This is a genomic window from Vibrio sp. 10N.261.52.A1, from assembly GCF_002876325.1.
GTDB classification, from domain to species: domain Bacteria; phylum Pseudomonadota; class Gammaproteobacteria; order Enterobacterales; family Vibrionaceae; genus Vibrio; species Vibrio chagasii.
Window position 1 is genome coordinate 1 of record NZ_MCYD01001031.1, and the last position, 11146, is coordinate 11146.

10 protein-coding genes are annotated in these 11146 nt (G+C 43.0%); 4 read left to right on the forward strand and 6 right to left on the reverse strand.

Annotation, left to right across the window (positions count from 1 at the left end; translation table 11 throughout):
- On the forward strand, positions 1-610 hold a 610-nt coding region (locus tag BCT81_RS29200; protein ID WP_157938884.1), incomplete at its 5' end, for a hypothetical protein.
- A gap of 48 nt (positions 611-658) precedes the next feature.
- On the opposite strand, the gene dndE is transcribed toward BCT81_RS29200, so the two are convergent.
- The 6 genes from dndE to BCT81_RS22330 form a co-directional block, all read right to left on the reverse strand.
- The gene (gene dndE, locus BCT81_RS22305; RefSeq protein ID WP_102425880.1) at positions 659-1006 is read right to left on the reverse strand and encodes a DNA sulfur modification protein DndE; all 348 of its coding nucleotides are present in this window, start codon (positions 1004-1006) and stop codon (positions 659-661) included.
- A complete protein-coding gene (dndD, locus tag BCT81_RS22310; RefSeq protein ID WP_102425881.1) occupies positions 1006-3015 on the reverse strand; it encodes a DNA sulfur modification protein DndD in 2010 nt (669 codons plus the stop codon). The genes dndE and dndD overlap by 1 nt, the downstream gene beginning before the upstream one ends.
- Before the next feature lie 8 nt (positions 3016-3023).
- A complete protein-coding gene (locus BCT81_RS22315) occupies positions 3024-4658 on the reverse strand; it encodes a DNA phosphorothioation system sulfurtransferase DndC (protein ID WP_102425882.1) in 1635 nt (544 codons plus the stop codon).
- Complete coding sequence (dndB, locus tag BCT81_RS22320) at positions 4655-5734, reverse strand: DNA sulfur modification protein DndB (protein WP_102425883.1); 1080 nt, start codon at positions 5732-5734, stop codon at positions 4655-4657. Before dndB ends, BCT81_RS22315 begins: the two co-directional genes overlap by 4 nt.
- 205 nt (positions 5735-5939) lie before the next feature.
- A complete protein-coding gene (locus BCT81_RS22325; protein WP_102425884.1) occupies positions 5940-7958 on the reverse strand; it encodes a DNA phosphorothioation-associated putative methyltransferase in 2019 nt (672 codons plus the stop codon).
- Positions 7959-7985: 27 nt separating this feature from the next.
- Complete coding sequence (locus tag BCT81_RS22330) at positions 7986-8513, reverse strand: hypothetical protein (RefSeq protein WP_102425885.1); 528 nt, start codon at positions 8511-8513, stop codon at positions 7986-7988.
- A gap of 187 nt (positions 8514-8700) precedes the next feature.
- Between BCT81_RS22330 and BCT81_RS22335 the strand changes: the two genes are divergently transcribed.
- The 3 genes from BCT81_RS22335 to BCT81_RS22345 all read left to right on the forward strand — a co-directional run.
- The gene (locus BCT81_RS22335; protein WP_102425888.1) at positions 8701-9495 is read left to right on the forward strand and encodes a YeeE/YedE thiosulfate transporter family protein; all 795 of its coding nucleotides are present in this window, start codon (positions 8701-8703) and stop codon (positions 9493-9495) included.
- Positions 9496-9541: 46 nt separating this feature from the next.
- On the forward strand, positions 9542-10270 hold the full coding sequence (locus BCT81_RS22340; RefSeq protein ID WP_102425886.1) for a DUF429 domain-containing protein: 729 nt from the start codon (positions 9542-9544) through the stop codon (positions 10268-10270).
- A gap of 79 nt (positions 10271-10349) precedes the next feature.
- The coding region (locus BCT81_RS22345) for a M15 family metallopeptidase (protein ID WP_102425887.1) at positions 10350-11146 on the forward strand (797 nt) is incomplete at its 3' end.

Here is an 11146-nt window from a genome sequence, read left to right on the forward strand (position 1 = left end):
CTTTTTAAGAGAGAAAGAACTTATTGGTCTTAATGGTGAATCTAATATCGAAAAGATCATTAAGCATTTCAAGCCTCATCAAGCAATTAACTACGATTTATTTGCTGTTTTTGATGCAGATATGTCTCACAAGTTAGATTCAATGAATAAATCCGACATAAAATCAATTGCTTTACCATCTGCCACGTTAACTAATCCTGATATTGAAATATGGGATACTTTGATTAGTAATGTAGGTGAGATTTCCACGCGCCTAGATATATCAAATGATATTTTTGAAGAGTCTATTGCTGAAAATAGCGTAAAGGATCATCATGAACGGTTAATTGGTATATCTAATGATATTAATATTCCTGTTGATAGGGTTCGGGCTTCTATTATCAAAATATGGATTGAGATTAACCCTAATAAAGCAGCTGAATTTGCTTTAGCAGCAATGACGTTAGGAAAAGAAATCGAATCTGATAAACTAAACTCTGTCATTTCTATGATGGAGACAAACTCAAGATTAGATTTGCAGTTTTTGCGAGATGCAGTCAGTTCTTCTAAGTGTCACAAGGTGATTACGAAATTTAATGGGACCGAGCTAAATATCGAACCTGCAGCATAGCTTATAATAATTATTATGAAGCCTAACTTTGTGAGTTAGGCTTTATTATTAAATGCTTAGGCTGAGACTATGAAGAGCTTTATGGTTTCTAATTGAAGCTATCCCGTCTTCGACATGTGCTGCCCAAGCCTGTTGATACTCTTTTGTATCAAGTTCTGGATAGTACATCTTCAGCATTAGTTCAGTTACGTCACCGGTTTCACCAAGCCATGTGTACTTATCTAACACCAGTGAGCCATCTAATTTAGCTTCTTGTCCTTGGTATCGAAAGTCACTTTCGATGGAGCGGAAGAAAGCGATACGAGCCGATACGTTTGGAGTGATTCCTGTATAACCCTTTAGCTTTTTGAGCTGTTCTTCAGTAGAGCGGGTTAAGTTCATGCGGTTAGGTAGCATTAAACAGCCTCCTTAATCGATTCTTTCCAGAAGTAACCGTCTTTCAATGTTGAAGCCTTAGTTGTACCGTCGAAACAGATCTCATAAGTACGAGCAATATCGTCTTGGATAAGACTTGTGTAGTTTCTATCGATCTCTGTATCCGTTGATAGAATCACCACTTGGTGGCTTGCTGTTGGGAAGTAGTTTTCTACCAGTTTGTCACGGTGATGTGAATCTAGTCGACCTAGTGGTGTGTCAATGATGATTGGAAGCTTACGACCAGATGTACGACCAAGAGCTTCTAGAATCGAGATCGCGTAGATCTGCTTCTCACCAGCAGACATCGCCTTACGGTTGATCTTAATACCGTGTTCATCAACTAACTCAACATCGAATGTTGCTGGGTTGATTGAAGCTGTGAGTTGTAAATCTTCCTTACGAGCAAGCTTCTTGTATGATTGAACGAACTCATTTTCTAACTGGTTCACACGCGCTTTAGTTAGCTGTTCACCAAACTTATCTAGTAATAAGATTGAGTTTTGCGCATTACTAATACTTTGATCTTTGTTTGATTGGTCTTTGTGCTTATCGTGCAGCTTCTGAATTTGACGTGCTGTTTCTAGTGCTAGTCGAAGTTCTCGCTTAGCCTTTTCCAGTAAATTATGATATTCGATAATCAGTTTTTCTTTCTTCTTATCTAAAGTGCGAACATCTGCAAATAACTCCTGCACTTGTTCTTGCTCTGGTGCACGTGCGATATTATTTGAAGCGTTGTCGATCTCTTCTTCGACTTTGCTTAGGCGTACTCGTGCTTTGTCAAAACGAGAGAAAGAATCTTGCGATAGGTTGGATAACTGGTAGTCGATGGTGTTCGCTTGGCGATCAGATATATCCAAAAGAAGCTCTGATGAATCGAATTCACCGACGTGTGCTTTAAAGCTATCTGCAATTGCGCTTTGCGCCATCTCGGTATCAAAGCTTGGATATTTTGAGCATAGAGTTTCTAGGAAGGAATCTAGCTCATTACCAAAGTTTTGCTTCTTCTTAACTTGTTGTTCTTGTTTGATCTGAGTTTGAAGCCTTTGCATTGCTTTCGGAGCAAGTGAAAATGGAAGGTTCGTTTCCATTTCCATACGAATCTGTTTCTCAAGCTCGACTTTCTCTTTAAGCAAGCTTTCAACTTTTTGTTGCTCATCTTCTCTGGTTTTTGCCCACGCACCACCATTCTGAGAAAGTTTGTTTTCCAGGTTAAGAATATCGCGTGATGCTAGCTCAATTTGAGCATCAACAATATCAGCCTCACCACGAAGCTTTTCAGCTTTACGTTCGTGATCAATTCTTTGCTCATCTAGTGCATTCATCTCTTCTTTTAGAGATTGGCTTAAAACTCCGGAACCTTGCTTTTTCAAAAAGATACTTAGGTCGCTTTTGAGTTTCGCGATGACATCTAAACCAAGTAGGCGACGAACAGCCGTTTTAAGAACGCTACCAGATTCATCTTCTGCTAGCTCAGCGATTTTTTCACCGTCGAAGAAGAATAGATCAGCAATACCCGTTGGAATAAGCTCATTAAGAAAGCCTTGGCACTGTTCGTAATTGAGCTCTGGAATTTGAACACCATCTTTTTCAAGGCACAGGTTATCTTTCTTGCCGCGCTTCCAGCCGCGAATCACCTTATAAGTGTTCTCTTCACCATTTTGGCTGTATTTAAATTCAAGCTCGATAGATGCGTTATCTTGAACGCCACCATGGCCGACACCTTTATGAATAAGCTCGGATAGGGCATCAACATACTCACCATTTGACAGAACTTGGCTAAATGATTGACGGCCAAACAGAGCGAGTCGTACAGCTGTCAGAATCGATGTTTTACCAGCACCGTTAAGACCACCAAACAGAATGATTGGTCGTTCGGTTCCTTCAATAGGACCATTTTTACTTAGACGAGCAGGAGCAGGGCGCAGATCGATTTCATGCACACCGCGAAACACGCGAAAGTTGTTTAAAGTTAGTTTTGTAATCAACATTTCAGTATTTAAAACTCTTTTTGAAGCTGCTTATCTAGGTCAGCAAGCTGTTCGTTATAACGCTCAATTTCTTTTTGGTGAATATCAAACTCAGCCTTACTCTGTAGAGAAGCATGCTTTTGTTTGATCTTTTCCAAGCTTCCCCAGTCTCGCTTCAATAGCGATGCGATTTTGTTTGAAATACCGCTACGGCGACTTAAACCTTCCATAGAAACTTCCAGCTCGATCAGTTTCATGATCATTTCGGGCTCAACATCGAAGTTGTCGCATAGCTCATGAATTAGCTGTGCATCATCTTTACCAAAACTCGCGTTATCATCGTATACCCAATCTAGGTCATAACCATAAACATCTTTGAAAAGTGTCGGTAGAGAGTCATCCCAGTCTGGCTCATTTGGATCATGAATCCATTCCTGGCGAATAGCATGCAGTTCTGGAACTGTGATTAACTCAATCTCTCGGCCTTCAGCCTTAAACTTTTTATCTAGTTCTAGAAGTTCACGAAGCCATTGGCGACGATATTTAAGCCAGTAAGGTCCCGGTACGTGCTTTCGCTCGCTCGCTATATCTTCACCTTCCTTGGCGTATTGGTAGCTCACTTTACCGGTTCTGCGTTTGTGGTTTCGATATTCTTCTTTGTTCGCTGGATCCGTTGTCATTGCTAACTTATTTCGGAATTCCAGGAGAGGAGCCATCCACTCTTCACCGTTTTGGATAAGGCTTTCCATCGCACGGTCTTTCGTTACAACTGTACATGTCCAACAGCCAAAACGAGAATTACCACAAGATGGTGTTGTTTCGTCAATAACCATTGGGCATTCGCCTTGTCCTGAAGAATCTTTATAAAGATTCCAAAGTACTAGGTTCTTGCCACCCCAAGGGTTTTCCCATTCAAGGTCGTAGTCATCTTTCCAGATGTTCCTAGTACCTAATGGTGTGTCTTTTGTCTCTAGGTGGCACAGACGTAAGATTTTCCATACGTCATCGACAGCCCAAGTATCAATTGGCGTGTAAATGAATGCGTTGGCTAGAGTTGTATGGCGAGCTAAACGAGAACCATCAATTTTGTGTTTAGCGATCACTTGAGCACGCGAGGCACTTTCTTGGCTGCGAGAGCCCAATACAACAATCACCTCATCAAACTGTGATACTTTGCTTTTGATGAAGTCACTAACTGGATCGATCTTCATTCGCTCTGTACACCAGCGGAAAGAGCGAGTTGGTGCTGGGTAACCTTTACCAAGAAGGCTTGACCAAAACGTCTGGTCTGATTCTGGTACCACTTTGTGACAGCTGATTGGCAGGTCGTCGCGTTTAGCGCCTTTTTGTATCGCTGCTAAAGAGTCTTTTATATGGTTTACAACGACAGGAGTCTCAACCAAGGTGTCTGATGAAACGACAAATACTGGTTTATGACGTTGCTCTTTCTCTAAACCAAGGAGTGCCATATAAACCAGTGACATAACTGCTGATGAGTCTTTGCCACCACTGTAACCAATTACCCAAGGGCGATTGTCGGCGCAGTAAACACGCTGCACGTCAGCGATATAGTGGCTGAGTTTGTTATTTGCGAACTCTTCAGTGTTGATGAATTCTTGATATTCTTCGGCGAGATCTTCTGCCAGTTTTAGCTCGTGTATCATGATAACTGCTTCTCTAGAGCTTTTTCTTCTGGGGTTAGTGGTAACCCAAGTTCAATTTTTAGTGCATTGGCAGTAAGCTGAATATTCATATTGGATTTACTCAGTTTGCCATGGTTCATGCTGCGTTTAATCCATTCAGGGTTGGTTTTTAACCAGTTCACCTTCGCTAGCTGTTGAAGCTTTTCTTTCCATTGCTTTGGCTCTTGGCAAAGCAGGTGTTTACCTAAAACACCGATAGCATGCAGTCCAACGCCGTGTGCATGAAGGTATTCTTGGCGCAGCTGTGCTGGTGATACTTGTTTGTCTATCACCATTTGCCAATCTTTAATATGACACGTGACTTCTTCCCAAAATTCACGTGCTAATTGTTTTTCTTCTTCACTGAAGCCATCCTTCGGGCCTTTACTTAAAAGCGCTCGAGTAGATTGTTTTATACTGCTCAAAGTGAATAGTTTGTTCGACTTAGGACTGATATTGGATTTTTCCATTTCAGTCATTCCGATGAAGGGTTTCACTTTAGTTGCTAATTCACGCGCAAGCTCTGAGCTTTCATCTCTATGGTCATATAGCGTGCCAAGAGATGGGCTCGGTTTGACAGCGTACTTGTTTAAATCTGCAAACATTTGTTGGCTTCTACCTAAGCCTTCATCGATAAAGAACAAGACTGGGATATTGTCTTGCCCTAGATCTGGGTTTTCTTTCAATGCTTCTTCAATTGCCTTACGACGGTGTTGACCATCATTAATTAGAATCTGCGCATCCATTGGGATTTGAAGCGTCCCTAAGTTAGGGGCCCCTTCATGATCTTGAAATGATATGTCAATCCCAACAGAAGCTGTTAAAGCAGAAAAAACATACTCTTTAGGGTTATCGAGCAGATACTTCACCATTTCAGGTATACGAGTTTTGTTCAACGTTCTTTGAGCTCTTAGCTCTGGCGGAACATCATCTTCGTTGTAACTGAAAATTTTTGGAATGATGCGAAGAGGGCACGTCGCAATGTAAAATGGACGTCCTGCTTGAATACCTCTAACAGCGGGAAAGGAGTAGCAATAGCCTGAATCTTGATTTTGCATAGTTAGCTCTAAGTTATGTTATTTGTCTATGACATAAACCATAGGTGGTATGTCATATTTTGACAAACTAAGCTTTGAGTTTGTTATGTCTTAGTCTTTTCTATGAGAATTATTACATAGGTATGCCAAAATAGGCTGGGTATTTTACAGGTATGTAGTTCATAATTCTATGGCAGGTGCGGCTTTTTCTAGTACTAGAAAAGGACTATTTTGAATTTAATATAAAGCCCTTGATTTCTTTGTTGTGTTTACCTAAAAGCACTTCAAACTCTGTTCTCACCATTTGCGTTTCTTCACTTGATTCGAACTCCATGAGCTTCGCCAAGCGTTTGTCGAAGCTCTGTTGTTTCTTGTAGTTCTCATGTTCAGTTGACATGTAGAGGTGCTTATTCAGTAGTGGTGGCCTGCGCTCTTCATTAACGTAATCAAAGAAGTCGATGTCTTGCTCGGCCATTTTGATTTTTATGCGTTCGACTAAGAAAGGAACGGATTTTTCAAAGTCGTCATAAGCGGTTAGGGTGAGCTTACCAGATGTGATATGAATTTTGATAAGGTCTATTTCTTCATCTAGCTCACCATACATTTGTAGCCCCGCGCCTACGTAGACTCGCAATAGCAATGGTAACTCATCAATAAAGTCTCGGTGCAGAATCAGTGAGTGCCCTTCATTTAGAAGGCTGGCTGGTAACTGGTTATGTGCTTTCTCGCACTGCTGCTGGATTAAGTCGGTGTCGGCAATCGCGAACAACAGCTCGCCAGCTAGGTTAATGGCAGTTTTATAGTCATCAAACAGCGCTTTGATATCGCGCTTTAGTGGCTCTGGCTGCTGGGTGTACGGCTTTCTTTTCTCAAACAGTCCCATCGCAAAGTACAGTAACAGGTCTTCCTTCCTGCTCTTTTCAGCTTGCTCAAACTCTTGGGTATCGAACATTTCTTGCAGCAAGTTGAACACTTTTTTGTGTGAGCCGATTAGCTCTCGGATTTTTTCGGAGTGTTCAAATTCGTCGTTGGCAGGAATACGACCTAGTTCTAAGCAGGTGTTCCAAAAGCTGTTGAACAAGTCTTGATGCTGAGTGATAAGTAGCTTGGCTTTATCTTTCGCTTCTACAGGTTCTGGCGAAGTCAGTTGTTGCCACTTGTGGTGTCGTTTGTATTTACTCTGTAGGTATTGCTGCTCTTCGAGTTTGTCTTTGAATATATAGAAAATACCGGGTGCGACGGTAATGGCGTCTTCTTGAAGGCTTCTTTCAATGTATGCTTTTATTTCAGATTGCGCATAGTACTTTTGAAAGGTGTTACGAGAGGTAATCACCCCATCTTTATAGGGTTTGAACTGCGCAATGTAGTTCTCGTTCGCCAGCATCACAGACACCACCAGGAATTTGTCGGCTAACTCCCATGCTCCCAATAGTGCCTCTAACCGTTCATCTTGATCTTCAATAACGTTAAGTACAAAGCCTAAGTTAACGATACTGGAATTGACCTTGTCGTTGTCCGGTTGAAAGTTAGGGTCCCAACCAAGTACATCTAAACCATGCGCTTCAAGCTCTCGTAAATCATCGCCTCGGCCGCAACCGTAGTCGAAAATAGAATAGGAGCCTTCTAAGTAACCATGCTTTACCAATGTTTTCATCGGTGCAGACAACTCATGTCGCACTAGTGCAGTTTTGTGTCTGTCTATACCTGCATCTTCTACTTGCGAGATGGCAGAGCTACGAAACAGGCGGCCATCGACAAGCTCGTAGCCATGGCGTGCAATCAAGTTCTCCCAAGAGCGCTTAAATCCGATCAAGCGACTGTTCTCGTACAGCCCTGCATTTTCACCTTCTTGTGTTAAAGAGGAGAAGTGCTCAAAGTATTCGCTGTCGGGCAGAATCATGGTCTCTTTGCGGTGCAAAATCGGAGGGTTATCAGAGCCTTCGTAGCTCATAATTTTATGGCTGAGTTTAGATAGGTCGACATTCAAGCTTTGTTTTAAAGCCGGGTAAGAGTCGGTGTAAAAGTCAGGGTAGTGAAGTAGTGATAAGCGGAACTCTTTCTTGAATAGCTTAACTAGGTTCCAGTTGTCGTCTTCTAAGCTAACGGCTTTTGCGACGGCAGGAATGAATTGAGTGAGAACGTTCGGAAGGGCGTTGAGGGCGTCTTTATGAAGGTAAACTGCATCCGGCAATTTTTTCCCCACTTCGATTTGTGCCACCAACTCAGCAAACAGTTCTTCGTTCATTCCTTGTCCTCTTAGATGTTTTTTCGATTATAAGTCATCGAATAAGGTCTGTGTGGCGCTGCCTTTTGCACTTTTCGTATTTACGCGAAGCCCATCACTTCGTGTTTGTCGAATCAGTGCATACCGGTTGTTTTCAGGCCCGATGCTGATGTGAATCGGTTTGTTCTTTCCATAAAAGTAGAGGCGGTCGAACGCTAGGTGGGTGCAAATGTATTTCGCGACTTCATCCATTCGGTGTTCATAGCCTTCAATATAGAAATCGCAGGCTGCTCCATCGCGTTGGCAAATACGATTGCCTCTGCTGTTGAGCTCCATGGAAGCATGTTGGTCAATGTCTGGCGCCATGTCACCTGGGCAGTTCTTCAATATCCAACGGAGCAAAGAGTGGCTGGTATAGCCGTAGGTCACCGTTACTTTTCCAAACTCTCGTTCGATGGGTTGGAGAATCTGAACCATTAAACGCTGTAATTGGGCATTAGAAAGCTCGTTAGTTACGTTTCTACCCAAATAGCCGGGGTGCTTATGTTTATGCCAGTTAACCAGTATGTGGCTCATATTCTTACCTAGAAGTTTTACGCTCTTACTATATTTAACGAACGACAACAGCAAAATCAATGCGATCTGGAGGCTATGTATGTTGTTTATTCTCGCTTTGCTCTGCATTTTCTTACTAGGGTATCTCGCCCAAACCACAGGCCTTTGTATGGTGAGAGGAGTAAAAGAGGCGATAAAAGGATCACCAATGTTCATCGTTGCGATTGTGTTTAGTGGATCGCTAGCTTGGGTCTCAATGGGATTGGGCTCAGTGATTGAGGGGCGCCAGCTGTCTACGGCTTTTTGGCCGAGTTTGTTCTCACTGCTTGGTGGCTTTCTATTTGGTATTGGCGCGGCAATCAATAGCGGCTGTGGGGTGTCTACAGTGAGCAGGTTAGCTCGCGGCGAAGTGGTTATGTTGGCGACTATATTCGGTTGGTTTGTTGCATGGCTGGTGTTTGCTCCAGTTTTGCCTTCGGAGTTGAAAGGTTCTAGGTTGGTACTGTCCGACTTTTCTAGATACGTATTCCTTGGAAGTATCTCGCTCACAATTGTAGTGAGCTGTTACTTTATGAACTCGGTCAATCGTAAGCTGTGGTTTTCGATGCTGGGTATTGGGTTGATGGCCGGTTTCGTATTTTTGTATGAACCGCATTGGACACCAAGTGGTTTGCTGAAATCTATGGGTACTTCAATTTGGCATGGGAAGACAGAAGACTGGCCGACTAGTGAGCGTTTTATATTGATGACCTCACTATTGGTTGGAATGATCAGTGCTGCGTTATTTACAGGATCGTTTTCATTGAGGTTTAGCCCGATACGTCGGTTTGGTAAACATTTGATTGCTGGTGTATTGATGGGGTTTGGGGCCGTAATGGCCGGAGGAGGGAATGACACTCAACTTCTTGTTGCCATGCCGGTGCTTTCTCTCGCGGGTGTTTTTTCTGTGTTGAGTATCATTGTTGGTATATATACCGGAGTTAAGTTGATCCAAAGCCGATAGTTAGCGACAGTAGGTAGATTACATGTATACGTAACTTGAGATAACAATGAAATACATCGGAATTGATGGCTGTAAGGCGGGTTGGATCGCTTGGATTGTCTCTGATGATCAGGCGCCAGTATTCAAAGTAGTAAAGGCACTTGATGAGCTAGCGAGTGATCTTATCGGTTCCACAGCACTTATCGATATGCCGATTGGTTTTAGTGATGCACAAACTCCGGATCGCTTGTGTGACAAAGCAGCAAGGCGCTTTCTAACCACCAAACGTGGTTCTTCAGTGTTTCCGGTTCCGTGTCGTGAGGCGGTTTACCAAACTGATTATATTGCGGCGTGTAATGCCAATATGCAGCAGCTTGGTAAGAAGTTCTCTAAGCAAACTTGGGGGATTGTTCCTAAAATCCGAGAGCTAGATAAACTCATCGATGATCACCCACATTTATCGATCAGAGAGTCTCACCCGGAGGTGGTGTTCGCTGCTTTGAAAGGGGAACCGCTTACCTTTTCTAAGCGAACTCAAGAGGGCAAAGAAGAAAGGCTTTCGATTATTCAACAACTCGCCCCGCAATGGTGTGAGGGTTTGGCGTTAGCAATCTCGAATACCAAGCGTAAAGATGTCGCGATAGATGACATTTATGACGCATTTATATTGATGCTGATTGCTTATCACGCTCCAACATTGGCGTGCTTGCCTGAACTTTCTGAAATTGGTGGAAAGGCGGATAAGGATCAGAATGGTCGAGTTCGCGAAATCGTTTATTGGAACAAAACGCACTAGCAAAGTATGCGCTCTGTTAGGTTGAGTGTGTTATTTTCCACTTCCTATCTTTTTACTCTTACTGTTTTTGAGTCTTGATATGAAACGTTTAATTGTTGGTTTGCTGGCAACCTTGATCAGTGCGGCGAGTTACGGCCAAGTTGCGCCTGTCTCTCAATGGCAGTGTGACATGATGAAAAAGAACAAGGTATTGAATAGTGGAGCACCTGTTGGTTGTGATCGCCTATCCAAAGTGGACTTTGATTTCGTTAACTTTAAGGGCGAAACGCAGCAGGGGAACATGATTGTGCTTGATGTTATCGCCCCTTCTGTTGAACAAATCTTTTTAGCGCTTAAACAGCGTAACTTCCCACTGCATTCTGCGCGCCTAATGCGAGAGTTCAACGGTGACGACAATGCCTCGATGGAAGCGAACAACAGCAGTGCGTTTAATGCTCGGCCTATCACTGGTGGAGGAGGTTGGTCGAAGCATGCTTACGGTGTGGCAATCGATATCAACCCAGTTCAAAACCCTTTCTTAGCGTTCGATAGTAACGGAACCATCACGGTCAAGCCCTCACAATCGGCGACTAGCTATGTGAACAGAACGCGTTTTCGTGCTCGCAAGAACATTGAACGCCGAGGCATGGCGGAAGATGTGGTCGAGTTGTTTGCACATCATGGTTTTATGATCTGGGGAGGGGACTGGAATTCCCCAATTGATACTCAGCATTTCGAAGTGGGATCAAGGAAGTTCGTCAATCAACTGCTCTCTCAACCCAAACCAGAAGCCAAAGTGTTATTTGAGCGATACGTCGAAACTTACCGCCAATGTTTTAATAAAAATAAAGGCGAGGGCGCAGAAAAAGCTCGTGCTATCTGTGCAAAGAAAACAGT

What these genes read in the sequence shown, in the direction of transcription:
- dndE (WP_102425880.1), bottom strand. Translation starts at nt 1,006, where the DNA reads ATGCTACCTAACCGCATGAACTTAACCCGCTCTACTGAAGAACAGCTC.
- dndD (WP_102425881.1), bottom strand. Translation starts at nt 3,015, where the DNA reads ATGTTGATTACAAAACTAACTTTAAACAACTTTCGCGTGTTTCGCGGT.
- BCT81_RS22315 (WP_102425882.1), bottom strand. Translation starts at nt 4,658, where the DNA reads ATGATACACGAGCTAAAACTGGCAGAAGATCTCGCCGAAGAATATCAA.
- dndB (WP_102425883.1), bottom strand. Translation starts at nt 5,734, where the DNA reads ATGCAAAATCAAGATTCAGGCTATTGCTACTCCTTTCCCGCTGTTAGA.
- BCT81_RS22325 (WP_102425884.1), bottom strand. Translation starts at nt 7,958, where the DNA reads ATGAACGAAGAACTGTTTGCTGAGTTGGTGGCACAAATCGAAGTGGGG.
- BCT81_RS22330 (WP_102425885.1), bottom strand. Translation starts at nt 8,513, where the DNA reads ATGAGCCACATACTGGTTAACTGGCATAAACATAAGCACCCCGGCTAT.
- BCT81_RS22335 (WP_102425888.1), top strand. Translation starts at nt 8,701, where the DNA reads ATGTTCATCGTTGCGATTGTGTTTAGTGGATCGCTAGCTTGGGTCTCA.
- BCT81_RS22340 (WP_102425886.1), top strand. Translation starts at nt 9,542, where the DNA reads ATGAAATACATCGGAATTGATGGCTGTAAGGCGGGTTGGATCGCTTGG.